Source organism: Streptomyces sp. NBC_00667, assembly GCF_036226825.1.
Lineage (GTDB): Bacteria > Actinomycetota > Actinomycetes > Streptomycetales > Streptomycetaceae > Streptomyces.
Genome location: NZ_CP109022.1, coordinates 4188394 through 4213212 on the forward strand (window position 1 = coordinate 4188394; position 24819 = coordinate 4213212).

Sequence of the window (24819 nt, forward strand, 5' to 3'; positions counted from 1 at the left end):
GCATCCGACGCCGGTACAGCCCACCCCGGCGCGTCGGTACGGGCGAGGAAACCGATACTGAGGGCATGAAACTCAGCCGCGCCGCCTCCTGGTTCCTGCTCGCCTTCGGAGTGTGGAGCTGGTTCATCTGGGTGACCTTCGTCCGGAATCTGTGGAAGAACGGAAGCGGCCTGTCCTTCGACGCGGCCGGGGACCCTACGGCGTACTTCTGGGTCCACCTTCTCCTCGCGGTCACGTCCTTTCTCCTGGGGACGGCCGTTGGGGTGATCGGGTTGCGTGGTGTGCGGGCGCTGCGGCGTGAGTCACGATGACCGTATTCGTCCTCGCGGTGGTCGCGCTCGCGGTGCTGCTCCTGTTGGCCCTGGTGCACCGGTGGCTGTGGGCCCGGCTGGTCCGTGACACCACCCGACCGGGTGGTCCCGCGCGCAGGGCGGGGACCGTGCTCGCCTTCGCCCTGCCGGTGCTCGCGGTCACGGCGCTGGTGGCGGGGCACGCGGGGGCGCCGTTCTGGCTCCAGCGCGCGGTGGCCTGGCCGGGGTTCATGTGGCTGGCGGTGCTGCTGTACCTGACGATGGCGATGCTGGTGGCCGAGCCGGTGCGCCGGCTGTGGCTGCGCCGGACCGCGGCGCGTACGCCCGCGCCGGTGCCGGCGCCCGTACCGGCCGCCGTGTCCCCGGAGCCCGGGCCGGAGCCGTCGTCCCCGCCGGGGTCCGGGCCGGAGGCCGCCCCCGCTCCCGCCCCCGTCGACTTCACCCGGCGGCGGTTCGTCGCCCGTACCGTCGGCGGGGCCGCGGCGGCCGCGGCCCTCGCCACCGTCGGCGCCGGGACGTACGGGGTGCTGCGCGGCCCGCGCGTCAAGCGCGTGCAGGTGCCCCTCGCCCGGCTGCCCCGCGCGGCGCACGGCTTCCGGATCGCGGTCGTCAGCGACGTCCACCTCGGCCCGATCCTCGGCCGGGCGCACACCGCCCGCATCGTGGAGACCGTCAACCGCACCCAGCCCGACCTCATCGCCGTCGTCGGCGACCTCGTGGACGGCAACGTGCACGACCTCGGCCCGGCCGCCGAACCGCTGCGCGGACTCAGGGCCCGGCACGGCTCCTTCTTCGTCACCGGCAACCACGAGTACTTCTCCGGCGCGCAGCAGTGGATCGACCACGTGCGCGAGCTCGGCCTCCAGCCGCTGGAGAACGCCCGCCGCGCCCTGCCGTACTTCGACCTCGCCGGGGTCAACGACGTCCAGGGGGAGGGCGAGGGCCACGGCCCCGACTTCCAGGCGGCCCTCGGCGACCGCGACCGCAGCCGGACCGCCGTGCTCCTGGCCCACCAGCCGATCGTCATCCACGACGCCGTCCGGCACGGCGTCGACCTCCAGCTCTCCGGCCACACCCACGGGGGCCAGCTCTGGCCGGGCAACTACATCGCCGAACTCGCCAACCCCACCGTCGCCGGACTCGAACGCTACGGGGACACACAGCTGTACGTGTCGCGCGGAGCGGGTGCCTGGGGACCGCCCGTCCGGGTGGGCGCTCCGTCGGACATCACTGTGGTCGAACTCGCCTCATACCAGGCTTGAGCAGGCATCGCGGGCCTTCCGGTGGCTGATATTCCGTGATTGGCTGACCGATAATCGGTGCGCCTAACGTGAATTGCGGGGTCAGAGGATGGGGTCTGTCAGACCTGGGGTCATTGCGGCCGGTCTCGTCCTCGCGGCGGCCGCGGGCATCGCGGCCTGGCAGCTCCTGCCCGACGGCGAAGGCCGCGGCGCGATCAGGGTCGGCACCAGCGATTCGGTCTCCAGCCTCGACCCGGCCGGGGCGTACGACGCGGGGTCCTGGGCCCTGTTCAGCAACGTCTACCAGTCGCTGCTGACCATCAAGCCCGGCTCGGACACGCCGGTACCGGACGCGGCCTCCGACTGCGCGTTCGTCGGGCAGCAGCTCACCACGTACCAGTGCCGCCTCCGTCCGGAGGTGAAGTTCTCCAACGGGCGTGCCGTCACCGCCGAGGACGTCAAGTACTCCTTCGACCGGATCAAGGCGATCAACGCCGACCAGGGTCCGGCCTCGCTCTTCGACACCCTGGCGTCGGTCAAGGCCGACGGCGGCACCGTCACCTTCACCCTCAAGGCTCCCGACGCCACCTTCCCCTTCAAGATCGCGACGGGCGCGGCCTCGATCGTCGACAAGGACGCGTACCCGGCCAAGGCCCTGCGCGAGGGGGACAAGGTCGACGGCTCGGGCCCCTTCACCCTCGCCGGCTACGAGGCCGGCGCGAGCGCCGAGCTGAGGCCCAACCCGACGTACAAGGGCCAGGCCAAGCCGGCCCTCGCGGGCGTCACCGTCAAGTACTTCAAGGGCTCCGCGGAACTCAACAAGGCCTGGACGGACCGGAAGATCGACGTCGCCCACCGCGACATGCCGCCCGAGGTGCTCGCCGGCCTCGGCCCCGGCCTGCAGGACACCCGCTACCAGGTCTCCGGCGGTACCGAGACCCGCATCATGATCTTCAACGTGCGGCCCGGATCGGCCACCGCCCGGCCCGCCGTGCGCCAGGCCATCGCCGCCCTGCTGGACCGCTCCAAGCTGGCCGCCGACATCCACAAGGGCACGGTCACCCCGCTCTACTCGCTCGTGCCGGCCGGAGTCGCCGGGCACAGCACGCCGTTCTTCGACACCTACCCCAAGCCCGACGAGGCGGCGGCGAAGAAGATCCTCAAGGACGCCGGGATCACCACGCCCGTCTCGCTGACCCTGGGTGTCAACGAGCGGGGCGCCAACGTGCAGGAGGCCGACGCGATCGCCAAGCAGCTGTCGGCGACCGGCCTGTTCCAGTTGAAGATCAAGACGGTCGCCACGTTCCAGGACTACCAGAAGCAGTACGCGGCCGGCGAGTTCGACGCCTACACCCTGGGGTGGATCGCCGACTTCCCGGACGCGGACAACTTCCTCGCGCCGCTCGTCGCCACCGGCTCCAGCATGAACAACGGCTACTCCGACAAGGCCGTGGACGACCTGATCGCCCGCACCCGCGGCCACTCGACCCGGGGCGAGGCGGCCCCCGACTTCCGCGAGCTCCAGAAGCTGGTCTCGCAGCAGGTCCCGATCCTGCCGATCTGGCAGAAGAAGGACTACGTGATGTCCCGCGAGGCCGTCGGGGGAGCGCAGTACCTGTCCGACGGGACGGGCGTGTGGCGCCTGTCGGAACTCAACTGGCTCTAGGAAGAGACGGCCTCAGGCCGTCCCTGCCGTCTCCCGCGGACCAGGACTCCCGCGGACCGTGACTCCCGCGGACTAGGACGTCTCCTCCGGATACGGGTCGGAGGCGCGCTTCTTGCGGGAGACCGCGGTCTGGGCCATGCCCGGCAGGAAGTCCGCGAACAGTTCGTGCACCTCGCGCACCAGCGGCCGCAGCACCCGGAACCGGGCGAGGACGATGCCCCGCGTCGTGAGCTGCGCGCCGCGCTCGGCGAGCCGGCGGGTCTTCTCGCTGTCCGGTGAGCGGTCGAAGACCCAGTACAGGACCAGCCCCATCTGCGAGAGCCACATCAGCTCGGGCAGTACGTCGGCCAGTTCCTCCGGTACCTTCGTCTTCGCGCCCGCCAGCACCTCGCGGTGCATGTCGATCGCCGCCTTGCGCGCGGGTTCCGATTCGGGCGAGAAGGGGCTGAGCGGGCTCTCCGGGTCGGCGGCGTTCTTGAAGAACTGCGAGGCGAACTCGTGGTACGGGGCCGCGATGTCCAGCCAGCTGGTCAGGACGCCCGCCAGCCGCTTCTGCAAGTCGCTCTCGTTGTCCAGGATCGGCCGGACCGCCGCCTGGTGGGCGGCGCCGATCCGGTCGTAGAACCCCTGGACCAGGTGTTCCTTCGAAGCGAAGTAGTAGTACGCGTTGCCGACCGAGACCCCCGCCTCCTTGGCGATGACCCGCATCGTCGTCTTGTCGAACCCGCGCTCCTGGAACAGGCGGAGGGCGGTTTCGAGGATGAGGGTGCGGGTCTGTTCGCTCTTCGGAGCCTTCTGGTCGGTCACGGTGTACGACCCTATCGGGGTACGGCGCAGTGGTCGTCACAGGCCGGTTCTTCCGCCCCCGCACCGCCGTTGGTACGGACCGCGGCCCGCCAGGCGGAGGCGGTGTACATGGCGGCGCGGGCGAAGGGGCGGCCCGCGGGGGTGGCCAGCCAGTTGGCCCTCGGCCGGTGCTCGGCCAGGGCCCACAGGCACACGATGAAGGCGTCGGTGCCGGTCCAGATCTGGCCGGTGTCCCCGACCACGGTGATCCGGCGCAGCGTCGCCGCGTGGTCCAGGCCGGGGAACCGCTGCCGGGCCCCGTACGATCCGGCGGGGACCAGCCGCAGCGGCACGAGCCACCGCTGTCCGAGGAGCCAGTGCCGGATGTGCACGCACAGCGGGCAGTGCGCGTCGTAGAGCACGGTCAGGTGCCGGATCGGTGCGGTCGCGCCGGCCACGGGGGCTCAGGCCCCGGCCGGGGCGGTCCACCCCTGGGGGGCGACCGGCGGGGTCTGCTGGCGCTCCATGATGCCGCGGCGGCGCATCTTGTTGAGCACCCACACGTTGCCGAGGTGCATCACGCCGAGCACGAGCAGGACGACGCCGAGCTTCACCGAGAGCGCCTCGAACAGCCCCCGGGCCTCCTGGATGGTGTCGGCCGAGCGCAGGTAGAGGGTCACGAAGCCGATGTTCACCAGGTAGAACCCGACGACCAGCAGGTGGTTCACGGCGTCGGCGAGCTTCTCGTTGCCCTGGAGCACATCGGCGATGAAGACCCGCCCGTTGCGCGTCAGGGTCCGGGCGACCCAGACGGTGAGCCCGATGCTGATGACCAGGTAGATGACGTACGCAACCACGGTGAGATCCATGGCCCAGCCCCTTTGAACGTGTTCAACTGCTGACGTCGCTGACTCTAGTCCTCTTTTTGAACAGGTTCAAGGGTGGTGGAGGGTGCGGTTCGAGGCGGAATGCGGCAGCACTACGACGGGCCCACCGAGGGGCCGTCCACGCCCTCGCTTCGGCAACGGCAAAGGCCCGCACCCCCTCAAGGGGGCACGGGCCTCAGACGGCCGGCGGTCTCAGCCGGGACCGCCGGACGGAGTCCGGCGCGTCAAAGGATCAGAAGCGGCGGGTGATCAGCGCCCGCTTGACTTCCTGGATGGCCTTCGTGACCTCGATGCCACGCGGGCACGCGTCGGTGCAGTTGAAGGTCGTGCGGCAGCGCCACACGCCGTCCTTGTCGTTCAGGATCTCCAGCCGCTGCTCGCCGGCCTCGTCACGCGAGTCGAAGATGAAGCGGTGCGCGTTGACGATCGCCGCCGGGCCGAAGTACTGGCCGTCGTTCCAGAACACCGGGCACGAGGACGTGCACGCGGCGCACAGGATGCACTTGGTGGTGTCGTCGAAGCGCTCGCGGTCCTCGGCGGACTGCAGGCGCTCGCGCGTCGGCTCGTTGCCCGTCGTCACCAGGAACGGCATGACGTCGCGGTAGGCCTGGAAGAAGGGCTCCATGTCGACCACGAGGTCCTTCATCACCGTGAGGCCCTTGATGGCCTCGACGGTGATGGGCTTCTCCGGGTTGATGTCCTTGATCAGCGTCTTGCAGGCGAGCCTGTTCTTGCCGTTGATCCGCATCGCGTCGGAGCCGCAGATGCCGTGCGCGCACGAGCGGCGGAAGGTCAGCGTGCCGTCGAGGTCCCACTTGATCTTGTGGAGACCGTCGAGCACGCGCTCCTTCGGGTCGATCTCGATCTGGAAGTCCTGCCACTGCGCCTCGTCCGAGATCTCGGGGTTGAAGCGGCGGATCCGGAACGTGACCGTGATGAAGGGCGAGGCCGCGGCCGCGGCCTCCATCGCGTCCGTCTTGGACAGGGTCGGGGTGGCCATCAGTACTTACGCTCCATCGGCTGGTAGCGGGTGACGACGACGGGCTTGTAGTCCAGCCGGACGCTGTCCTTACCGTCGTCGCCGACCTCGCGGTACGCCATGGTGTGGCGCATGAAGTTGACGTCGTCGCGGTTCGGGTAGTCCTCGCGGTAGTGACCGCCGCGGGACTCCTTGCGCGCCAGCGCGGACACGGCCATGACCTCAGCCAGGTCGAGCAGGTTGCCCAGCTCGATGGCTTCCAGCAGGTCCGTGTTGAAGCGCTTGCCCTTGTCCTGGACGGACACGTTCTTGTAGCGCTCGCGCAGTTCCGCGATCTTCTCGACCGCGGTCTTGATGGTCTGCTCCGTACGGAACACCATCACGCACGCGTCCATCGTCTCCTGGAGCTCCAGGCGCAGGTCCGCGACCCGCTCGTTGCCCGTGGAGGAACGCAGCCGCTCGACCAGGTCGATGACCTGCTGCGCCGGGTTCTCGGGCAGCTCGACGTAGTCGTTCTCGTGCGCGTACTCGGCCGCGGCGATGCCCGAGCGCTTGCCGAAGACGTTGATGTCCAGCAGCGAGTTGGTGCCCAGACGGTTCGCGCCGTGCACGGAGACACAGGCGACCTCGCCGGCCGCGTACAGGCCCGGGACGACGGTGGTGTTGTCCGCCAGGACCTCACCCTCGACGTTGGTCGGGATGCCGCCCATGGCGTAGTGCGCGGTGGGCTGGATCGGGATCGGGTCCGTGTACGGCTCGATGCCAAGGTACGTACGCGCGAACTCGGTGATGTCCGGGAGCTTCGCGTCGAGCTGCTCCGGCGGCAGGTGCGTCAGGTCCAGGTACACGTGGTCACCGGCCGGACCGCAGCCGCGGCCCTCGCGGATCTCGGTGTAGATGGAGCGCGAGACGACGTCACGGGACGCGAGGTCCTTCATGACCGGCGCGTACTTCTCCATGAAGCGCTCGCCGTCCTTGTTGCGGAGGATGCCGCCCTCACCACGGGCGCCCTCCGTCAGCAGGATGCCCATGCGCCAGATGCCCGTCGGGTGGAACTGGAAGAACTCCATGTCCTCCAGCGGCAGGCCGCGGCGGTAGCAGGCCGCCTGGCCGTCACCCGTGAGGGTGTGCGCGTTGGAGGTCACCTTGAAGAACTTGCCGGTGCCGCCGGAGGCGTAGATGACGGACTTCGCCTGGAACACGTGGATCTCGCCGGTGGCGAGCTCGTACGCGACCACGCCGGCCGACTTCTTGACGCCGTCCTCCTCGACCAGGAGCTGGTCCAGGACGTAGAACTCGTTGAAGAACTCCACGCCCTCCTTGACGCAGTTCTGGTACAGCGTCTGGAGGATCATGTGTCCGGTGCGGTCCGCGGCGTAGCAGGACCGGCGGACCGGCGCCTCGCCGTGGTTGCGGGAGTGGCCGCCGAAGCGGCGCTGGTCGATGGTGCCGTCCGGGGTGCGGTTGAACGGCAGGCCCATCTTCTCCAGGTCGAGGACCGCGTCGATGGCCTCCTTCGCCAGGATCTCGGCGGCGTCCTGGTCGACCAGGTAGTCACCGCCCTTGACCGTGTCGAAGGTGTGCCACTCCCAGTTGTCGTCCTCCACGTTGGCGAGCGCGGCGGCCATGCCGCCCTGCGCGGCGCCCGTGTGGGAGCGGGTGGGGTAGAGCTTCGTCAGCACGGCGGTGCGGCTGCGCTTCGTCGCCTCGATGGCGGCGCGCATGCCGGCGCCACCGGCGCCGACGATGACGGTGTCGTACTTGTGGATCTTCATGAGTCGATTCGCCTCAGCCCGTGCCTAGCGGATGTTCGGGTCGAAGGTGAAGATCACCAGCGTGCCCAGAAGGATGGTGAACACCGTGGCGGTGTAGAGCAGGCCCTTCAGCCACAGCCGCGTGCCCGGGCGTTCCGCGTAGTCGTTGATGACCGTACGCAGACCGTTGGAGCCGTGCAGCATGGCCAGCCACAGCATCAGCAGGTCCCAGACCTGCCAGAACGGGGACGCCCAGCGGCCCGCCACGAAGGCGAAACCGATCTTGGTGACGCCGCCGTCCAGCACCAGCTGGATGAGCAGGTGGCCGATGACCAGCACCACCAGGACGATGCCCGACAGGCGCATGAAGAGCCACGCGGCCATCTCGAAGTTGCCGCGGGTCGAGCGCGGCGTCTTGCCGGTGCGCTTGCGCGGGGCCTCGATGTACGGCGCCGGGTTCTCGACGTCGTAGAGGGAGACGCCCTCTACGGCGCCGATGGCCTGGGCGGAAGAAGTGTCAGAAGACATGCGTGTCACTTCCCGAACAGTTCGAGGTAGGCGTGGTGCAGGACCGGGTAAACAGCTCCGGCCATCAGCACGATCCAGATGCCCCCGACCCACCAGAACATCGTCTTCTGGTAACGGGGGCCCTTGGACCAGAAGTCCACGGCGATCACACGCAGACCGTTGAGCGCGTGGAAGAGGATGGCGGCCACGAGGCCGTACTCCAGCAGCGCGACGATCGGAGTCTTATAGGTAGCCACGACATCGTCGTACGCCTCGGGGGAGACGCGGACGAGAGCGGTGTCGAGGACGTGTACGAACAGGAAGAAGAAGATGAGGACGCCGGTGACTCGATGAGCCACCCAGGACCACATTCCTTCCCGGCCGCGGTACAACGTTCCAGCCGGCACGGAAAACCCTCCGGAAGCGGGGCGGGGGCCAGCCGGCTTCTTTGTCGGTCGGGCCCGGCCGGGTACGGTCCACCGGCCCCGGACATCGTAGCGACGCTTTGTCGGTTCCCTTGCGCCGGGTCCATCGGTGTGATCAAACAGGCACGGACGGGCTATCCCACAGGGGCAAATAGCCCGAAATCAGCCGCCGGCGGACCGTCGGGCGGGACCGGCCCGGTCATGAGGGCCGGCAGCCGGTCCAGCAGCCGCACGAGCCGGGCCTGCGCGAGGCGCCGCAGCTCGTCCGCCGAGATCGCCCGCTCCTCGTCCGTCTCGTGGGCCATCCGCCGCCGGATCGCGGCCAGCAGCACGTCCGCCCGCTCCTCCGGCGGATGCCCGTCCAGGCAGATCACGAAGGCGTGGCCGAAGGTCCGTTCGTACTCCGCCCGCGCCGCGTCCAGCGCGAGGAGCGCGGCGTACGGCGCGCCGTGCCCCAGTTCCGCCGAGCACTCGCGGGCCAGCGCGCCCGTCAGGTCGCTCTGCGAGAGGTCGTACGAGGCCTCGTCCGCCGCCGCCAGCAGCGCGGCGCGGTCGGGGTAGGGGCGGTGGGTGGCCAGCCGGTGGGCCCAGCGCCCGCTGCCGCAGCAGTGCAGCAGGGCCGTCTGGGCCGTGTCGTGCGGCAGGGAGTTGAACCGGGCGAGCCCCGAGCCGTGGTCGCTTGTGGGTACCGGAACGCCGGAGCTTCCCCGAGACTTCTCCCCCGGGCTCCCTCCGGGAGGGGCCCCCAAGGAGGTGCTCCCTTTGGCCTGTGCCGGAAAGTGGCTGGACAGCGGGGGGCTCCTCGGGGCGCGGCGCGGGTGTACCGCCACGCTAGCGATGCCGGGCACCGTGTGGCGTGCCGATTCGCGGATTTCACCCGGAAGTGAGCCGAAAGGATGACGCCTGGCATGCATGACCAGGACGAACAGGGGAAGACGACCGAGGCCGCCACCCCCCACAGGAGAGGCCCCGGTCGCCGTCCGACACGGGCTCGTGCGACAAGCCCGTACTCATGTCAGCGCCCCGGATGCGTTTTCTGTCACACCCCGCTCCGCACAGGGTTGGTTGCTGGTTGTACAACGCGTGGACGAGACGTACTTGAAAGCCGTAACGTGCGGATTTGCGCCACACGTACAGGACAGTGAACGGGTTGGGGACTTTGCTGGGGGACGACGCGGAGCTGACCGCCGCGGTGCTCGCGGCACAAGACGGCGACGAGAACGCGTTCCGTACTGTGTACCGCGCCGTGCACCCGCGCCTGCTCGGATACGTACGCACGCTCGTCGGCGACGGCGACGCGGAGGACGTCACGTCCGAGGCCTGGCTGCAGATCGCCCGCGACCTCGACTCCTTCACCGGCGACGCCGACCGGTTCCGGGGCTGGGCCGCCCGGATCGCCCGCAACCGGGCCCTCGACCACATCCGCATGCGCGGCCGCCGCCCCGCCATCGGCGGGGACGACAGCGAACTCACCGGCCATGCCGCCGACAGCGACACCGCGGTCGCGGCGATGGAGTCGCTCTCGACCAGCTCGACCATGGCGCTGATAGCGCAGCTGCCGCAGGACCAGGCCGAGGCCGTCGTCCTGCGCGTCGTCGTAGGCCTGGACGCGAAGAGCGCCGCCGAGACGCTCGGCAAGCGGCCCGGCGCCGTACGCACCGCAGCCCATCGGGGACTCAAGAAGCTGGCGGAACTGCTGGGCACGGAGCTCGCGGCCGCCGCGGACGGGAACGGCGGCGCCGGCCGGGACGCGGTGGACACCGGAGCGGCCCTCCCTTTCGGTCATAATGCCGGGAGCCCGCCACGGAGCGGCGCGGGCGTGCGCGATCTCGACGCCGTACCGGCGCAGCGCGGCCGGGGCGCGGGCCTCGTGGAACAAACCGGTGTGACGCATTCACGTTGGCGGACGCAGAAGGACATGTGATGGCCGACGAGCGCAACAGGTGGCTGGACAGAGCCGCGGCGGAACGACTGCTGCGCGGCGAACCGCCGGTCGGGCCGGACGCCGACGAGCAGGCCCGGGCCGACGCCGCACGGCTGCGCGCTGCCCTCGCGGCACTGGCCCCGGCGCCCGCCGGGCGGGAGCTGCCCGGCGAGGCCGCCGCGCTGGCCGCCTTCCGCACGTTCCACGCCGCCCCCGCGAGGCTCACGGACGTGGATCCGCACGCGGCGGCTGACGCCCGCGAACCCCTCATCGACCTGTCGCCCGCACCGCTCGTACGGACACCCGCGCAGCGGCGCCGGTCCGCCCCGCTGCGCTTCGGTCTCGCGGCCGCACTGGCGAGCGTCGCGGTCGGCGGCCTCGCGGCGGCGGCCAGCGGCCTGCTGGACGGCTCCACCCACGATTCCGCTGCTCCGGGGCCGGCCGTCTCGGTCAGCGCCGACGCGGATCCGACACCGTCCGGCGACGTCACGGCCCCCACGCCCGGCCCGCAGCCGACCCCGCTTCGGGACCGCGAGGGCGCCGCACCCTCCCCGGGCGCCTCGCGGCTCCCGGGCACGGAGGGGCGCAAGGACCCCGGCGTCCCCGGCTCCACCCCGGGCCCGGCGGGCACCGGCACCGCCGGCACGGGCACGGACGGCTCCGGCGGCCGCAACGACTTCACCGGCGGCACGTCCGGCGCCACCGACGGCAGCTCCACCGACGGTGGCGACAGGGACAAGGACAAGAAGGACGGGGAGCTGCGGCTCCAGGGGAAGGACCTGTGCGGCGACTACCGCGCGGGCCGGCTCACCGGCGACCGGCGGGAGAAGCTGATCAAGCTCGCCAAGACCGTGGCGCAGATCCCGCACTACTGCGCGGACCTGCTCGACGGGCCCGGCGGCACCACCAAGAGCGGCTCGGCCGGCCCCGGCGCGAGCACCCCCGGCGGTGACAAGGGAGGCGTCCTGCCGGCGCCGACCCTGCTCCCGGGCGGGGCGCTGGGCTTCCGCACGCCGGCCTGACGGACACCGCCACACCCGGGTGTAACACTTTCCGACCCGGCGGCGCAGTACATAACGAGCCGACTGGTCATCGGCCGCGCATGAGCCGGGGTTCCCCCCGTACCCCTGGGCTCTGCGCAACCGGCGCGGGCGGGGCACGTTCCCCCGGCCCCGCCCGCGCCCTCTACGCAGACCCCGGCCGAAGCGGTCGGTCCCGGCCCGGGTCACCGTCCTCACCAGTAGACGACGACCTTGTCGCCGACCTGGACCTGGTCGAACAGGGACGACAGCTTCCCCTTGTCCCGGACGTTCACACAGCCGTGCGAGGCCCCGGCGTAACCGCGGGCGGCGAAGTCCGACGAGTAGTGCACCGCCTGGCCCTCGCTGAAGAACATCGAGTAGGGCATCGGCGTGTGGTAGATCGTCGACACCCAGTCCTTGGCCTTCCACTCCACCTTGAACTCGCCCTCGCGCGTCGGCGTGTTCTCCGACCCGAAGCGCACGTCCATCGTGGAGACGATCTTGCCGTCGATCATCCAGGCGAGGGTGCGGCTCTCCTTGCTGATGCACATGACCCGGCCGTGCATGCAGCGCGGGTCCGGGGCGTCCACCTCGTTGGTGGTCGGCGGACGGAGTTCGTCCTCGGTCGGCTTCTTGCTGGCGCCCTCGATCTTCTTCCAGGTCGCCGCGTCCACCGAGCCCGTCGCCTCCAGGCCGTGCCCGGACTGGAAGGTACGGACGGCCGCGGTCGTCTTCGAACCGTAGAAGCCGGTCGGCGCCACCGACATCAGCTTGAGCTGGCGCAGCCGTGCCTGGAGTTCGCGGATCTGGTCGCTCTCGTCACCGTTGGCCATGATCGGCTTGACGCCGGGCGACTGCGGAGCCGACGCGGAAGGGGAAGCGGACGTCGAAGAGGAGGCCGACGCCGACGGAGAGGCGGCCTTGCCGTCGTCGGTGGCGGACTCCGAGGGTGAAGCGACCGCCGTGGGCGCGGATGCGGCCGAGGACGGGGAACCGGCGGCCCCCGACTTCTGCGGCCCGCAAGCGGTCGCGGCGAGCGCGACGGCGGTGGCGATTCCCAGCGTGCGGACTATGGCTCTCTGGCGGTTCATGGCGTCCCCCGTTTGTTCTCCGTTGTGTATGTAGGTGATGCGTGACGGGCGTGGACAGTTGCGGACGCCTCCGCGATGTTGCGCCATTGTGACCAGCGCCCGTCGCGGCGGGGTCCGGGCGGTGACCCCCGGCCGGCCGCCACCACGGAGGAGTGGTCATGGTTCGTCCCCCAGCACGTACCGAAAGCGGAATCCCCATCGAGCCGGTCTACGGCCCCGAGGCCCTGGCGGACTGGGATCCGGCCACGAGCCTCGGCGCACCGGGGGACTACCCCTACACCCGCGGGGTCTATCCCACGATGTACACCGGACGGCCCTGGACGATGCGCCAGTACGCGGGCTTCGGCACCGCCGCCGAGTCCAACGCCCGCTACCGGGCCCTGATCGAGGGCGGCGGCACCGGCCTGTCGGTGGCCTTCGACCTGCCGACCCAGATGGGACACGACTCCGACGCACCGCTCGCCCACGGCGAGGTCGGCAAGGTCGGCGTCGCCGTCGACTCCGTCGAGGACATGCGGCTGCTCTTCCACGGGATCCCCTTGGACCGGGTCTCGACCTCCATGACCATCAACGCCCCGGCGGCGCTGCTGCTGCTGATGTACCAGCTCGTGGCCGAAGAGGAGGGCATCGCGGCCGACCGGCTCACCGGGACGATCCAGAACGACGTACTCAAGGAGTACGTCGCGCGCGGGACGTACATCTTCCCGCCCGGTCCGTCCCTGCGGCTGACGGCGGACGTCTTCCGCTACTGCCGGGCCGAGATCCCGAAGTGGAACACCATCTCCATCTCGGGCTACCACATGGCGGAGGCAGGGGCCTCGCCCGCGCAGGAGATCGCCTTCACCCTGGCCGACGCGATCGCGTACGTCCGTACCGCACTGGCCGCGGGCATGCCGGTCGACGACTTCGCCCCCCGGCTGTCCTTCTTCTTCGTCGCCCGGACCACCCTGCTGGAGGAGGTCGCCAAGTTCCGTGCCGCCCGGCGGATCTGGGCGCGGGTGATGCGCGAGGAGTTCGGGGCCCGGGACCCGAAGTCGCTGATGCTGCGCTTCCACACCCAGACCGCCGGGGTCCAGCTGACCGCGCAGCAGCCCGAACTGAACCTCGTACGGGTGGCCGTCCAGGCGCTGGCCGCGGTACTGGGCGGCACCCAGTCCCTGCACACCAACGCCTTCGACGAGGCGATCGCGCTGCCCACGGAGAAGTCGGCGCGGCTCGCGCTGCGCACCCAGCAGGTGCTCGCCCACGAGACGGACGTACCGCACACGGCGGACCCCTTCGCGGGGTCGTACGCGGTGGAGCGGATGACGGACGAACTGGAGGAGGCCGTACTCGCGCTCATGCGGCGCGTGGAGGACCTGGGCGGAGCGGTGGCCGCGATCGAGGCCGGGTTCCAGAAGGGCGAGATCGAACGGAACGCGTACCGCCTCGCGCGGGAGCAGGAGGCGGGCGAACGGGTCGTGGTCGGCGTCAACCGGTTCGCGCTCGCCGAGGAGGAGCGGTACGAGCCGCTGCGGGTGGACCCGGCCATCGAGGCGCGCCAGTGCGAGGCGCTGGCGCGGCTGCGCGCGGGACGCGACGGGGCGGCGGTGTCGGCGGCGCTGGACGGGCTCCGGGCGGCGGCCGCCGACGCCTCGGTGAACGTCCTCTACCCGATGAAGGAGGCGCTGCGGGCCCGGGCCACCGTGGGGGAGGTGTGCGGGGCGCTGCGGGAGGTGTGGGGCACGTACGTCCCCGCGGACGCCTTCTGACCCTGTGACCTTGCTTCCACGGGCCGCACCACGGATACCGGGCGTTCGGACGGCGTGAAACACTCCCTCCCATGCTGGGTGTCACCGATCTGCCGACCTATCTCGCCGGCCTCGTCCTCATCGTCCTCCTGCCGGGGCCGAACTCCCTCTACGTGCTGTCGGTCGCCGCGCGCAAGGGGGTCCGCGAGGGGTACAAGGCCGCCTGCGGGGTGTTCACCGGTGACACCGTCCTCATGGTCCTCACCGCCGCCGGGGCCGGGGCGCTGCTCAAGGCCAGCCCGGTGGTGTTCACCCTGGTCAAGTTCCTCGGGGCCGGATACCTGGCGTGGCTCGCGCTCGGCATGATGCGGGCCGCGTGGGGCATGTGGCGCGACCGGGCGGCCCGGCAGGAGGAGGCCCTGGCCGAGCCGGAGGTGCCGGGCGAGCGCCCGTACCGGCGGGCGCTGGTGGTGAGCCTGTTCAACCCGAAGGCGATCTTGTTCCTGCTCTCGTTCTTCGTGCAGTTCGTGGACCCGGGGTACGCCTACCCCGCGCTGTCGTTCCTGCTGCTGGGGGCGCTGTCGCAGCTGGCGAGCTTCCTGTACCTGTCGACGCTGATATTCACCGGGACCCGGCTGTCGGCGGCCTTCCGCCGCCGCAAGCGGCTCTCGGCCGGGGCCACCTCGGCGGCGGGCGTCCTCTTCCTGGGCTTCGCCGCCAAGCTCGCCACCGGCTGACGGGCGGGCAACGGGCCGACGGTCCGGTCGCCGCGCGCCGGTCGCCGCGCCCGCCGTTCAGCGCAGACGGCGCAGCACGCGGCGGGCCGCCCGGCGCAGCCGCGGGTTGCGCGGCAGGAAGGCCAGCCGCGCCGGGACACCGCCCGGCAGCCCCAGCACCGTCAGACGGCGGCGCGTGAAGTACCGCCGGGTCCGCGGGGTCAGCGACCCCGAGAGGTACGTCTGTGCCTCCCCGCGCCGCGCCGCGAGGACGCGCGGCTGCATCGTGAAACCGACCGCCGCGACCAGGGCGGCCACGTCCGCCACGGCGGGGGACGCGGCCCCGGACAGCTCCGGCAGCAGCGCGTCCACCAGCGTCAGCGGGATCCGGTTGCTGTTCTGGTAGGGCTCCAGGCGGGCCAGCACGGCCTCCGTCCCCGTCCGCGCGACCGGGATCCCGTACAGCGTCGCCGCGGTGAGCAGCGCCGTCGAGAAGCACCCCACCACCAGCGCCGGCCGCAGCCGCTCGTACAGCGTCTCCGCCAGTACCGGCTCCCCGATCACCGTCAGCCGCGCCCCCAGCCGCCGTGCCTCCACCTCGGCCCGCAGCGAGTACCGCGCCGGGGCGCTCGGGTGCGGTTTGAAGACCAGCTCCCGGTGGCCCCGCGCGAACGCGCCGCGCACCATCTGCGCGTGCAGTTCCTCCTCCTCGGCCGCCGACATCAGCTCCAGCGCCGACAGGTACTGCCCGAGCAGCAGTGCCGGGCCACCGCCGACGGCCGGCACCGGCTGCGCGCAGGACGCGAGTTCGGCCACCACCTCCAAGAAGTGGGCGGTGGGCACCAGTTCCCCGGGGACCCCGAACTCCGTCAGCAGCAGCGGCTCCAGCCCGGGCACCAGGTCCAGGTGCAGCACCCGCCGCACCCGCGTCCCGATCTGCGGGTCGAGCCGGAAGCGGGTGGGACCGTAGCTCATCAGCCCGTCGGCGTAGACGTCGACTGCGGCGCCGGGGAACAGTCGGCACAGGCTCTGCGCGGGAGGGACCTGCAGCGACTCCACGACGAGCTCGACCCGGTCCTCCCCGAGCCCCCACAGCGCGCGCAACTGCCGCTCCCACATCGGCACGTCCTCCTCGCGCGGCGCCCAGACGCCCGGGTGCTGCGGCGCGATGACGGCGTTCCAGTCGATCACCTCGTCGAAACGGGAGCGCAGCGCGGCGAAGCCCGGCACGGCGGTGAGCCCCGGGGTGACCTCGGGGGCGGGGGAGTGGTTGCTGGTCAGCAGGATGCGGCGGCCGGCCGGCGGAAAGCGTTTCGCGTCGAGGGCCGCCGCGAGGGTGGCCGTCCCGTACGGGGTGGAGGCGAGGAAGACCTGGGTGACGCTCACGCGGCGGCCCCCGCAGGGGTGGCGCGGCGGCGCAGCCGGCGCAGCAGGGCGGAGCGGTCGGCGTCCATCGAGTCCAGCGCCTGGTCCAGCAGCGCGCCGGGCATGCGCGTCAGCGCGGCGGCGCTCAGTGAGCGGAGTTTTCGGGCCACGGCCGGTTCGAACCTCTCGATGGATCCGATCTGATGGGCGATGATCGCGCAATACGTTCGAACGGCTTTCGGCAGGAGCAGTGCAGATTCCGGGTCCGTGGCGGTATCCGACAGGACTTGATCGAATGCGCGAATGAAATCGAGCTGACGCTCGTCCCCGATCTGGGTCAGCGAGGTGGAAATGCCGCGCCGGTAGAAGATTCCGGCTTCCCCGATCGCGGCGAAGGATTTCGCCCCACGGTGCAGCCGCCAGATCCACGGCCGGTCCTCCGCCGTCCGCAGCCCGTCCGTGAAATGCAGCAGTCCCCGGTCCAGCAGCCGCCGGTGGTACATCCCCGCCCAGGCGTACGGATAGTCGACCGCCGTCGCCCGCGAGGCGGGCAGGATCGCGGAGCGGGGGCCGGCCACGACTGCCTGCGGCCCGAACGGCACCCGCTGCACGCTCCGCGCCCGGCCGGTCACCTGCACGTGGTCGGTCCGCACGAAATCGCAGCCGAGCGCCTCGACCGCGGCCAGGGTGCGGGCCAGATGGCCCGGCGCGAGCCAGTCGTCGCCGTCCAGGAAGGCGAGGTACTCCCCGCGCGCCGCGTCCAGACCGGTGTTGCGCGCCGTGGCGAGACCGCCGTTCCCCTCCCGCGCGAGGAGTACGGCGCCGGGCAGCCGGTCCGCCGCCCGCTCCAGCAGGGCGGCCGTCCCGTCCGTCGAACAGTCGTCCACGAGGAGGAACTCGAAATCCTCCCGGGCGTTCAGTTCGAGACTCCGCAGGGCGTCCGGCGCATATGTCTGCACGTTGTAGAACGGCACGACGACAGAGAGCTTGGGCACCCGCGTGACCTTAGGACGCCGCCCGGCATTCACCATGGCCCGTACGAGGACTGCGTGTGAACGACGCCGGGCGGTCGCGTTAACCCGTGCGCTTTCGCATGACGTCGACGGGTTGTTAACCAGCTGTTGTGCGGTCGTTGGGCCGGTCAGCGGAAATGCGCAATAGCTTCTGCCGGGTGCCAGCCACCAGTAATCGTGGCGATCTCCGCATCGCCGTACTCGCCGATTCCGATACGCGATGGAAATGGGGCGCGCTCACCGCCCGGCGCCTCGCGCCCGACCACCGGCCCGCCGGATTCCTGCTGCGCGGCCGGGCCACCCCGACCGCACGCCAGCTCGGTGAGGTCGGCATCGGGACGGGCCCGGCCGGCCCGGCCGAGGTGACCTGCGCGGAGTTCCTCGCCGAGATCGGGCGGGCGCGCGGCGCCGAGCGCTACGACGTGATCGTCCTGGCCCTCGTCGGCGGCGCCGTCCAGGCCGTCCTGCACGGGGTGCGCGCCCTGTGGCCCGAGCCGGCCACCCGCCCCGTCCTCGTCACCGGTTACGTCGGCGTGGTCTACGAGAAGCTCACCGACGGGCTGCTGCTGCGGCACGGAGCCGACCTGGTCCTCGCGAACTCCCCCTACGACGCCGCCCGTTTCCGCGCCGTGTACGAGGGGGCCGGGGCCGTGTCGGACTCCGTCACCGAGACCGCGCTGCCCTTCCTCGAAGGGGCCCCGCACGAACCGGGCGCCGCCGCACGCACCGTCGTCTTCGCCGTGCAGCCCTCCGTGCCCGAGAGCCGCGCCGACCGTACGTACCTGCTCGCGCGGGCCGCCGCCCATGCCCGGCTCCACCCCGGCCGGGAGGTACTGGTCAAGCTGCGCAGCCGGCCCGGGGAGCACACCACGCACCTGGAGGAGCACCCGTACCAGCGGCTGGCGGAGCGGCTGCCCGGCGGGCTGCCACGTAACTGCCGTCTGGTGTACGGGAACATGGGCGCCGTACTGGACGGCGCCGACCTGCTGGTCACGGTCTCGTCCACCGCCGCCCTGGAAGCCATGCACCGGGGCGTCCCGACCGCCGTGCTGACCGACCTCGGCATCCGCGAGGCGCTCGGCAACCACCACTTCCTCGGCTCCGGTTGCCTCGCCTCCTGGGACCGGCTGGACGAGGGGTTCCTGCCGGTTGCCGACCCGGCCTGGCTCGCGCAGCAGGGCGTGTCCCCTGCCGGGGAGCCCTTCGCCGCCGCCCGGACCCGGCTCGCGCAGCTGCTCGCCCGGGAGCAACTCCCGCCCGTCGCCCCGTACTACACACGGGCCACCGCGCCCGGTTACCTGCCCGGGATCCTGGCCCGCCACCACCTCGCCCCCGACGGCACCCCGCTGCCCGGCGCCGTCCGGCGCGGCTCCGGGGAGTCCCGGGCCGGCCGCTGGCTCCGGGGCCGGCTGCGCGAGGCCGCACGGGGGGCGTACCGGCACGGGGTCCAGCGGGTGGCCCCGGTGATCCGCCGCCTGGGGGAGCTGTGAGCCGCCGCCCCGGACCGCGGCCCGACGCGCCCGCACCCGTGGCCGCAGCGCCCCCGCCCGCGCCCGTGGCCGGACGGCGGCCCGACGCGCCCGTGCCCGTGGCCGGACCGCGGCCCGACGCGCCCGCGGCCGCAGCGCCCCCGCCCGTGCCCGTGGCCGGACGGCGGCCCGACGCGCCCGCACCCGTGGCCGCAGCGCCCCCGCCCGCGCCCGGGGACGCCGCCCCCGCCCCCCGGGTGCTCGCCGTGATCCCGGCCCGGGGCGGGTCCAAGGGGGTGCCGGGCAAGAACCTCGCCGAGGTCGGGGGGATCCCGCTCGTGGCCCGCGCCGTGCGGGCCTGCCGGGCGGCCCCCGCCGTCACCGACGTGCTCGTCTCCACCGACTCCGAGGCCGTCGCCGCCGCCGCCCGGGCCGCCGGGGCGGTCGCCCTGCGCCGGCCCGCCGCCCTCGCGGGGGACACCGCGAGCAGCGAAGCCGCCCTGCTCCACGCGCTGGACTCCTTCGAGGAGCTGCACTCCCTCACCGTCGACGTGGTCCTCCTGGTCCAGTGCACCAGCCCCTTCCTGACCCCGTCCGACATCGAATCCGTGGCCACGGCCGTCGCTTCCGGCGCCGCCGACTCCGCCCTGACCGTGGCCCCGTTCCACGGCTTCCTCTGGCGGGCGGGGCCCGACGGCAGCGGAGCCGGCGTCAACCACGAGGCCGCCTACCGCCCCCGCCGCCAGGACCGCCCCGAGGACCTGCTGGAGACCGGCGCCGCCTACGCCATGGCCGCCGACGGCTTCCGCGTCGCCCGGCACCGCTTCTTCGGGCGGACCCGGCCCGTCGTCACCGATCCGGCGCGCGTCCTGGAGGTCGACGACCCCCACGACCTGGCCCGCGCCCGCCTCCTCGCCCCCCTGCTCGACACCCCCCTCGACCCCCTCGACAACCCGCCCCCCGTACGAAGGACGTCACCCGCCATGAGCTCCACCACCCGTCTGCGCGGCTTCGGCGAGCGCCTCGCCGGCCCCGGTCGGCCCGTCTACGTCGTCGGCGAGATCGGCATCAACCACAACGGCGACCTCGGCAACGCCTTCGCCCTGATCGACGCCGCCGCCGACGCCAGCTGCGACGCCGTGAAGTTCCAAAAGCGCACCCCGGAGATCTGCACCCCCCGCGACCAGTGGGACATAGAGCGCGACACGCCCTGGGGCCGGATGACCTACATCGACTACCGCCACCGCGTCGAGTTCGACGAGGACGGCTACCGCGCCATCGACGCGCACTGCGCCGCGCGCGGCATCGACTGGTTCGCCTCCCCCTGGGACACCGAGGCCCTCGCCTTCCTGGAGAAGTTCGACCCTCCCGCCCACAAGGTGGCCTCCGCCTGCCTCACGGACGACGAGCTGCTGCGCGCCCTGCGCGCCACCGGCCGGACCGTCGTGCTGTCCACCGGCATGTCCACCCCGAAGCAGATCCGGCACGCCGTCGAGGTGCTCGGCAGTGACAACATCCTGCTCTGTCACGCCACTTCGACGTACCCCGCCAAGGCGGAGGAGCTCAACCTGCGGGTGATCAACACCCTGCGGGAGGAGTACCCCAACGTCCCGATCGGCTACTCCGGCCACGAGACGGGCCTGCAGACCACCCTGGCCGCCGTCGCCCTCGGCGCCGCGTTCGTCGAGCGGCACATCACCCTCGACCGGGCGATGTGGGGCTCCGACCAGGCCGCCTCCGTGGAACCAGGCGGCCTCGCCCGCCTGGTCCGCGACATCCGCACCATCGAGACCGCCCTCGGGGACGGCGTCAAGCGCGTCTACGACTCCGAGCTGGCGCCGATGAAGAAGCTCCGCCGCTTCTCCGGCCAGGTCCCCGCCGCCGTCTGACCCCGCCCGCCTCTGACGAGGAGTACGTGGTGACCCCCTCAGCCTCCGCCCCCTCAGCCTCCGCCCCCGCCCCCTCCGCCGCCCCCGCCCCGACCCTGGCCTTCGTGGAGAGCCCGGTCCAGCTGCTCAACGTCCTGGAATGGGCCCACGCCGAGAACGGCCCCGGCCGCGCCCCGCTCCTCGGCGCCGTGCCCCGTCAGCCCACCGCCGCCTCCCGCGACGCGGCCGGCCGGCCGTCCCGCACTCCGCTGATCACCGTCCTGCCGCCCACCGACCCCATGTCCCGCGGCCAGCTGCGCCGCGTCGCCGCCCTGGCCCGCGACGAGGGGTTCACCGTCCGGTGGCAGGAGGCGCGCGGGGGCGCCGGGGCCCCGCTGCGGGCGGTGAGGGCGCTCGCCGGGGAAGTGCGCCGGGCCGAGCGGATCGTGGTCGGCGACCCCTTCTCCCGCTTCGTCCAGCTCCTGCTCGCCCCGGCGGCCCGCACCGCCGAACTGGTCGTCGTCGACGACGGCACCGCCACCATGGAGTTCGTCGCGCAGCTCGGCCGCGGCGAACGGCTGCGCCGCTGGCACCGCACCGGCGGCGGCACCGCGTCCCGGGTGCGGGAGCTCGCGTACGCCCCGGTCTCCGGGACCGCGCGGCGCCGCCTCACCCCGGGCGGGCGCCGCCGGGTACGGGTGTTCACCTCGATGCCGGTCACCGCGCTGCCCGGGATGGAGCTGGAGGTCAACGACTTCGCCTGGACCCGCTCCCGCTTCGGCCCGCCCCGCCTGACCAAGGGCACCGACCTGGTCGGCACCTCGCTCGTGGAGACCGGCGTGGTGGACCCGGCCCGCTACCTCGACGCCGTGTGCGCGCTGACCCGGGAGCACGGCGCGACGCGGTACTTCGCGCACCGCCGGGAGTCCCCGGAGAAGCTGCGGACGCTGAGCGAGGCGGCCGGGCTGGAGATCGTACGGCCGGACCTGCCCCTGGAGCTGATCGCCCGGCGGGGACCGGTGGGCCGGACCATCGTCAGCTTCCCGTCCACGGTCGTCCACACCCTGCCGTACGCCCTGGCCGGCACCGGCGTCACCGTCGCCGTGTGCGACGTCGAACCGGGCTGGCTCACGGCGGCCGCATCCCCCCGGGCCCGCGGCTTCCTCGCCGGGGTCACCGGCACGGCCCGCGGTGTGCGCAGACTCCCCGCTCAGGCGGCTCCTGCGGCCGGATGAGCGCGCGAGTTTACCCTCCGGCGCATCCGGTCATGCGTCCGGAGGCCGGGTTTCTATCCCCTAACGGCATGAACTTTTTGTGATCTCCGGCCAGTTGACCCATCCGTGCGCCTACCCTTCAACGGGTGAACCAGTTGATGTCCCGCGAGTCCCAGACCGCCCTGCCCGGCACGCCCGACCGGCCCGAGCTGCCCGGCACGCTTCCGGACCACCTGCGTGCCGAACTGATCGCCTTCCGCCGGGACCTGCACATGCATCCCGAGCTCGGGCACCAGGAGTTCCGCACCACGGCGGCGATCAAGGCCCGGCTGGAAAAAGCCGGCCTGCGCCCACGGGTGCTGAGCACGGGCACCGGCCTGATCTGTGACGTCGGCACCTGGGACGGCGTAGAGCCCGTGCTGGCCCTGCGCGCGGACATCGACGCCCTGCCCATCCCGGACACCAAGACCCACGTCCCCTACCGCTCGACCGTCCCCGACCGGGCGCACGCCTGCGGCCACGACGTCCACACCGTGACCGTGCTCGGCGCCGGCCTGGTGCTCGCCGAGCTCGACCGCCAGGGGCTGCTGCCGCGTCCCGTCCGGCTGCTGTTCCAGCCCGCCGAGGAGGTCCTGCCGGGCGGCGCGAGCGACGCCATCGAGGACGGGGTGCTGGACGGCGTCGGCCAGATCATCGCCGTGCACTGCGACCCCCGCGTCGACGCCGGGAAGATCGGGCTGCGCCCCGGCCCCATCACCTCGGCCTGCGACCGGCTGGAGGTCACCCTGGCGGGCCCCGGCGGCCACACCGCCCGCCCCCACCTGACCACCGACCTGGTCACGGCGGCCGCCCGCGTCGCGGTCGACGTACCGGCCGTGCTGGCCCGGCGGATGGACGCCCGCTCGGGCATGTCGGTCACCTGGGGCCGGATCGAGGCGGGGCACGCCTGCAACGTCATCCCGATGCACGCGGAGCTGTCCGGAACCGTGCGGTGCCTGGACCTGAACGCCTGGCACGGGGCCCCCGACCAGATCCACGCGGCGATCGACGAGGTCGCGGCCCTGCACGGGGCCAAGTCCGAGATCACCTACGTACGGGGCGTGCCGCCGGTGGTCAACGACCCGGTGGTCACCGAGCTGCTGCGGGAGGCGATGGCGGCCCGCCGCGGTCCGGAGGCGATCGAGGACACCGAGCAGAGCCTGGGCGGCGAGGACTTCTCCTGGTACCTGGAGCACGTGCCGGGCGCCATGGCCCGCCTCGGGGTGCACAAGCCCGGTGATCCGGCCAAGCGCGACCTGCACCGCGGCGACTTCGACGTGGACGAGTCGGCGATCACGGTGGGCGTGGAGTTCTTCACGGCCGCCGCACTGCTCGACGGGCGGCGTGCCAAGCCCTCCAGGTAAAAGCCAGGGCAAAATCTGTACAACATCTGAGCGGCACCCGGCGCACCTGTCCAGCCCTTGATACGCAAGGGCTGGACGCTCGACCGGTTACCAATCGGTCACTGTCCGGTTCGCGACGATCCGATAACGACTCATGAACGGGCTCTTAACTGACATCTACGCGCGTTACGATCGCCGCGAAACCAGCGCCGGTCGTGGCGCTTCGGTCAGGTTTTGAAGGAGCCTCCCCTTGCGCCGGATCACCAGGATCGCCACCGTGGGCCTCGCGTCCGCGGCGCTGGCCCTCTCGGCCACCGCCTGTGGCGGAAAGAAGTCGTCGGACGCCGGTTCGTCCGCCTCCTCCTCCGGGACGAAGGAGGCCAGCGCCGCCATCGCGTACGACATCGGCGGCCGCGGCGACCAGTCGTTCAACGACGCCGCTTACGCCGGTCTTGAGAAGGCGAAGACCGAACTCAAGATCAAGACCGCCGAGGCGGAGCCCACCGAGGGCGAGTCCGAGGCCGACAAGGTCCAGCGCCTGACCGAGCTCGCGCGCAAGGGCAACAACCCGGTCATCGGCGTCGGTTTCTCCTACGCGCCGGCCATCAAGAAGGTCGCGGCGAAGTTCCCGGACACCACGTTCGGCATCATCGACGACACCTCGCAGACCGACAAGAACATCGCGAACCTGGTCTTCAACGAGGAGCAGGGCTCCTACCTGGCCGGCGTCGCCGCCGCCAAGACGTCGAAGACCGGCACGGTCGGCTTCATCGGCGGTGTCGAGGTCCCGCTGATCAAGAAGTTCCAGGCGGGCTTCGAGCAGGGCGTCAAGGACACCAACCCGAACGCCAAGGTGCTGTCGACCTACCTGACCCAGCCGCCGGACTTCTCGGGCTTCGCCAAGCCCGACCTCGGCAAGGCCGCCGCCAAGGGCCAGCTCGACGGTGGCGCCGACGTGGTCTACGCCGCCGCCGGCCTCGCGGGCTCGGGTGCCATCGAGGCCGCCGCCACCGCCGGCAAGTGGGCCATCGGTGTCGACTCGGACCAGTACAACCAGCCCGGTCTCGCCAAGTACAAGGACCACATCCTGACCTCGGTCACCAAGGACGTGTCCCTCTCGGTCTTCGACCTGATCAAGTCGGTCAAGGACGGCAAGCCGGAGTCCGGCGAGGTCCGCTACGGCCTGGACAAGAACGGAGTCGCCCTGGCCGACTCCAACCCGCAGTACAAGGCGATGGCCGACGTCACCGCCGCGGTGGAGAAGGCCAAGGCCGACATCATCGCCAAGAAGATCACCGTCAAGACCGCCCCGTAAGGGACGGCCTGAGCGCCGATCGGTTTTTCCGGGGTCCGGGTAGCGGCTCTGCCGTCATCCGGGCCCCGGCCCGCGTCACGTGGCCACCTGGTCACGACTTTTCACTTCCGACAGTGCTACGCGCGTAGAGGAACCGTGGACGCGGTACCTTCTC

General features: G+C 71.9%; 23 protein-coding genes and 1 pseudogene. 13 read left to right on the plus strand and 11 right to left on the minus strand.

What is annotated here, in order from left to right; genetic code table 11:
- Positions 1-65 precede the first annotated feature (65 nt).
- The 3 genes from OHA81_RS19545 to OHA81_RS19555 all read left to right on the plus strand — a co-directional run bounded on the left by OHA81_RS19545 (position 66) and on the right by OHA81_RS19555 (position 3218).
- Positions 66-311, plus strand: coding sequence for an SCO4848 family membrane protein (locus tag OHA81_RS19545; protein ID WP_136217236.1), 246 nt, complete (start codon positions 66-68; stop codon positions 309-311).
- Positions 308-1573, plus strand: coding sequence for a metallophosphoesterase (locus OHA81_RS19550; RefSeq protein WP_329197679.1), 1266 nt, complete (start codon positions 308-310; stop codon positions 1571-1573). The genes OHA81_RS19545 and OHA81_RS19550 overlap by 4 nt, the downstream gene beginning before the upstream one ends.
- An 88-nt stretch (positions 1574-1661) precedes the next feature.
- Positions 1662-3218, plus strand: a complete 1557-nt coding sequence (locus OHA81_RS19555) for an ABC transporter substrate-binding protein (RefSeq protein WP_329197681.1) — start codon at positions 1662-1664, stop codon at positions 3216-3218.
- 72 nt (positions 3219-3290) lie between these two features.
- Here OHA81_RS19555 and OHA81_RS19560 read toward each other — a convergent pair whose 3' ends face one another.
- The 8 genes from OHA81_RS19560 to OHA81_RS19595 all read right to left on the minus strand — a co-directional run bounded on the left by OHA81_RS19560 (position 3291) and on the right by OHA81_RS19595 (position 9305).
- Complete coding sequence (locus OHA81_RS19560) at positions 3291-4025, minus strand: TetR family transcriptional regulator (RefSeq protein WP_329197683.1); 735 nt, start codon at positions 4023-4025, stop codon at positions 3291-3293.
- Positions 4026-4036: 11 nt separating this feature from the next.
- Positions 4037-4462: a thiol-disulfide oxidoreductase DCC family protein gene (locus tag OHA81_RS19565; protein ID WP_329197685.1), complete on the minus strand. Its 426-nt coding sequence runs from the start codon at positions 4460-4462 to the stop codon at positions 4037-4039.
- A 6-nt stretch (positions 4463-4468) separates the two neighbouring features.
- A complete protein-coding gene (locus tag OHA81_RS19570) occupies positions 4469-4873 on the minus strand; it encodes a hypothetical protein (protein WP_329197687.1) in 405 nt (134 codons plus the stop codon).
- A gap of 250 nt (positions 4874-5123) precedes the next feature.
- Positions 5124-5891: a succinate dehydrogenase iron-sulfur subunit gene (locus tag OHA81_RS19575; protein WP_329197689.1), complete on the minus strand. Its 768-nt coding sequence runs from the start codon at positions 5889-5891 to the stop codon at positions 5124-5126.
- The gene (gene sdhA, locus OHA81_RS19580) at positions 5891-7645 is read right to left on the minus strand and encodes a succinate dehydrogenase flavoprotein subunit (RefSeq protein WP_329197690.1); all 1755 of its coding nucleotides are present in this window, start codon (positions 7643-7645) and stop codon (positions 5891-5893) included. Before sdhA ends, OHA81_RS19575 begins: the two co-directional genes overlap by 1 nt.
- A 24-nt stretch (positions 7646-7669) precedes the next feature.
- Complete coding sequence (locus OHA81_RS19585) at positions 7670-8152, minus strand: succinate dehydrogenase hydrophobic membrane anchor subunit (RefSeq protein WP_190183100.1); 483 nt, start codon at positions 8150-8152, stop codon at positions 7670-7672.
- Positions 8153-8157: 5 nt separating this feature from the next.
- Positions 8158-8538 (minus strand): succinate dehydrogenase, cytochrome b556 subunit, encoded by a 381-nt coding sequence (gene sdhC / locus OHA81_RS19590; protein WP_329197694.1) that lies wholly within the window; start codon positions 8536-8538, stop codon positions 8158-8160.
- A 152-nt stretch (positions 8539-8690) separates the two neighbouring features.
- Positions 8691-9305, minus strand: a complete 615-nt coding sequence (locus OHA81_RS19595; RefSeq protein WP_329197695.1) for a 2-oxo-4-hydroxy-4-carboxy-5-ureidoimidazoline decarboxylase — start codon at positions 9303-9305, stop codon at positions 8691-8693.
- Positions 9306-9715: 410 nt separating this feature from the next.
- Between OHA81_RS19595 and OHA81_RS19600 the strand changes: the two genes are divergently transcribed.
- Together OHA81_RS19600 and OHA81_RS19605 are read left to right on the plus strand one after the other, a co-directional pair.
- Positions 9716-10480 carry an RNA polymerase sigma factor gene (locus OHA81_RS19600; protein ID WP_329202389.1) on the plus strand — a complete coding sequence of 255 codons (765 nt, stop codon included), beginning with the start codon at positions 9716-9718 and terminating at the stop codon, positions 10478-10480.
- Positions 10480-11502, plus strand: coding sequence for a hypothetical protein (locus tag OHA81_RS19605; protein ID WP_329197696.1), 1023 nt, complete (start codon positions 10480-10482; stop codon positions 11500-11502). The genes OHA81_RS19600 and OHA81_RS19605 overlap by 1 nt, the downstream gene beginning before the upstream one ends.
- A 212-nt stretch (positions 11503-11714) precedes the next feature.
- Here the strand turns inward: OHA81_RS19605 and OHA81_RS19610 are convergent, their stop codons facing one another.
- A complete protein-coding gene (locus OHA81_RS19610; protein ID WP_329197698.1) occupies positions 11715-12593 on the minus strand; it encodes a L,D-transpeptidase family protein in 879 nt (292 codons plus the stop codon).
- 158 nt (positions 12594-12751) lie between these two features.
- On the opposite strand from OHA81_RS19610, the gene OHA81_RS19615 reads away from it, so the two are divergent.
- Together OHA81_RS19615 and leuE are read left to right on the plus strand one after the other, a co-directional pair.
- The gene (locus tag OHA81_RS19615; protein WP_329197699.1) at positions 12752-14344 is read left to right on the plus strand and encodes an acyl-CoA mutase large subunit family protein; all 1593 of its coding nucleotides are present in this window, start codon (positions 12752-12754) and stop codon (positions 14342-14344) included.
- Between the two features lie 71 nt (positions 14345-14415).
- The gene (gene leuE / locus OHA81_RS19620; protein ID WP_329197700.1) at positions 14416-15060 is read left to right on the plus strand and encodes a leucine efflux protein LeuE; all 645 of its coding nucleotides are present in this window, start codon (positions 14416-14418) and stop codon (positions 15058-15060) included.
- A 57-nt stretch (positions 15061-15117) separates the two neighbouring features.
- Here leuE and OHA81_RS19625 read toward each other — a convergent pair whose 3' ends face one another.
- Both OHA81_RS19625 and OHA81_RS19630 read right to left on the minus strand, forming a co-directional pair.
- Positions 15118-16425, minus strand: coding sequence for a polysialyltransferase family glycosyltransferase (locus OHA81_RS19625; protein WP_329197701.1), 1308 nt, complete (start codon positions 16423-16425; stop codon positions 15118-15120).
- Positions 16422-17399: a glycosyltransferase family 2 protein gene (locus OHA81_RS19630; RefSeq protein ID WP_329197702.1), complete on the minus strand. Its 978-nt coding sequence runs from the start codon at positions 17397-17399 to the stop codon at positions 16422-16424. The genes OHA81_RS19625 and OHA81_RS19630 overlap by 4 nt, the downstream gene beginning before the upstream one ends.
- Before the next feature lie 155 nt (positions 17400-17554).
- Between OHA81_RS19630 and OHA81_RS19635 the strand changes: the two genes are divergently transcribed.
- From OHA81_RS19635 to OHA81_RS19660, 6 genes and pseudogenes are all read left to right on the plus strand, one after another.
- Positions 17555-18907, plus strand: a complete 1353-nt coding sequence (locus tag OHA81_RS19635) for a DUF6716 putative glycosyltransferase (protein WP_329197703.1) — start codon at positions 17555-17557, stop codon at positions 18905-18907.
- Positions 18908-19152: 245 nt separating this feature from the next.
- A pseudogene (locus OHA81_RS19640) lies at positions 19153-19530 on the plus strand (cytidylyltransferase domain-containing protein); the annotation flags it as partial.
- Between the two features lie 339 nt (positions 19531-19869).
- On the plus strand, positions 19870-20775 hold the full coding sequence (locus tag OHA81_RS19645; protein ID WP_329202391.1) for an N-acetylneuraminate synthase family protein: 906 nt from the start codon (positions 19870-19872) through the stop codon (positions 20773-20775).
- 95 nt (positions 20776-20870) lie between these two features.
- A complete protein-coding gene (locus OHA81_RS19650; RefSeq protein ID WP_329202393.1) occupies positions 20871-21989 on the plus strand; it encodes a hypothetical protein in 1119 nt (372 codons plus the stop codon).
- A gap of 137 nt (positions 21990-22126) precedes the next feature.
- Positions 22127-23371: an amidohydrolase gene (locus OHA81_RS19655; RefSeq protein WP_329202395.1), complete on the plus strand. Its 1245-nt coding sequence runs from the start codon at positions 22127-22129 to the stop codon at positions 23369-23371.
- Positions 23372-23600: 229 nt separating this feature from the next.
- Entirely contained in the window at positions 23601-24665 is a 1065-nt protein-coding gene (locus OHA81_RS19660; RefSeq protein WP_329197704.1) for a BMP family lipoprotein, read from the plus strand.
- Positions 24666-24819 lie beyond the last annotated feature (154 nt).

Bases quoted from the DNA above. Each gene is read 5' to 3' on its own strand.
- OHA81_RS19555 (WP_329197681.1), top strand. From the start codon at position 1,662: ATGGGGTCTGTCAGACCTGGGGTCATTGCGGCCGGTCTCGTCCTCGCG.
- OHA81_RS19545 (WP_136217236.1), top strand. From the start codon at position 66: ATGAAACTCAGCCGCGCCGCCTCCTGGTTCCTGCTCGCCTTCGGAGTG.
- OHA81_RS19645 (WP_329202391.1), top strand. From the start codon at position 19,870: ATGAGCTCCACCACCCGTCTGCGCGGCTTCGGCGAGCGCCTCGCCGGC.
- leuE (WP_329197700.1), top strand. From the start codon at position 14,416: ATGCTGGGTGTCACCGATCTGCCGACCTATCTCGCCGGCCTCGTCCTC.
- OHA81_RS19655 (WP_329202395.1), top strand. From the start codon at position 22,127: ATGTCCCGCGAGTCCCAGACCGCCCTGCCCGGCACGCCCGACCGGCCC.
- OHA81_RS19575 (WP_329197689.1), bottom strand. From the start codon at position 5,891: ATGGCCACCCCGACCCTGTCCAAGACGGACGCGATGGAGGCCGCGGCC.
- sdhA (WP_329197690.1), bottom strand. From the start codon at position 7,645: ATGAAGATCCACAAGTACGACACCGTCATCGTCGGCGCCGGTGGCGCC.
- OHA81_RS19635 (WP_329197703.1), top strand. From the start codon at position 17,555: ATGCGCAATAGCTTCTGCCGGGTGCCAGCCACCAGTAATCGTGGCGAT.
- OHA81_RS19570 (WP_329197687.1), bottom strand. From the start codon at position 4,873: ATGGATCTCACCGTGGTTGCGTACGTCATCTACCTGGTCATCAGCATC.
- OHA81_RS19605 (WP_329197696.1), top strand. From the start codon at position 10,480: ATGGCCGACGAGCGCAACAGGTGGCTGGACAGAGCCGCGGCGGAACGA.
- OHA81_RS19550 (WP_329197679.1), top strand. From the start codon at position 308: ATGACCGTATTCGTCCTCGCGGTGGTCGCGCTCGCGGTGCTGCTCCTG.
- OHA81_RS19610 (WP_329197698.1), bottom strand. From the start codon at position 12,593: ATGAACCGCCAGAGAGCCATAGTCCGCACGCTGGGAATCGCCACCGCC.
- OHA81_RS19615 (WP_329197699.1), top strand. From the start codon at position 12,752: ATGGTTCGTCCCCCAGCACGTACCGAAAGCGGAATCCCCATCGAGCCG.
- OHA81_RS19585 (WP_190183100.1), bottom strand. From the start codon at position 8,152: ATGTCTTCTGACACTTCTTCCGCCCAGGCCATCGGCGCCGTAGAGGGC.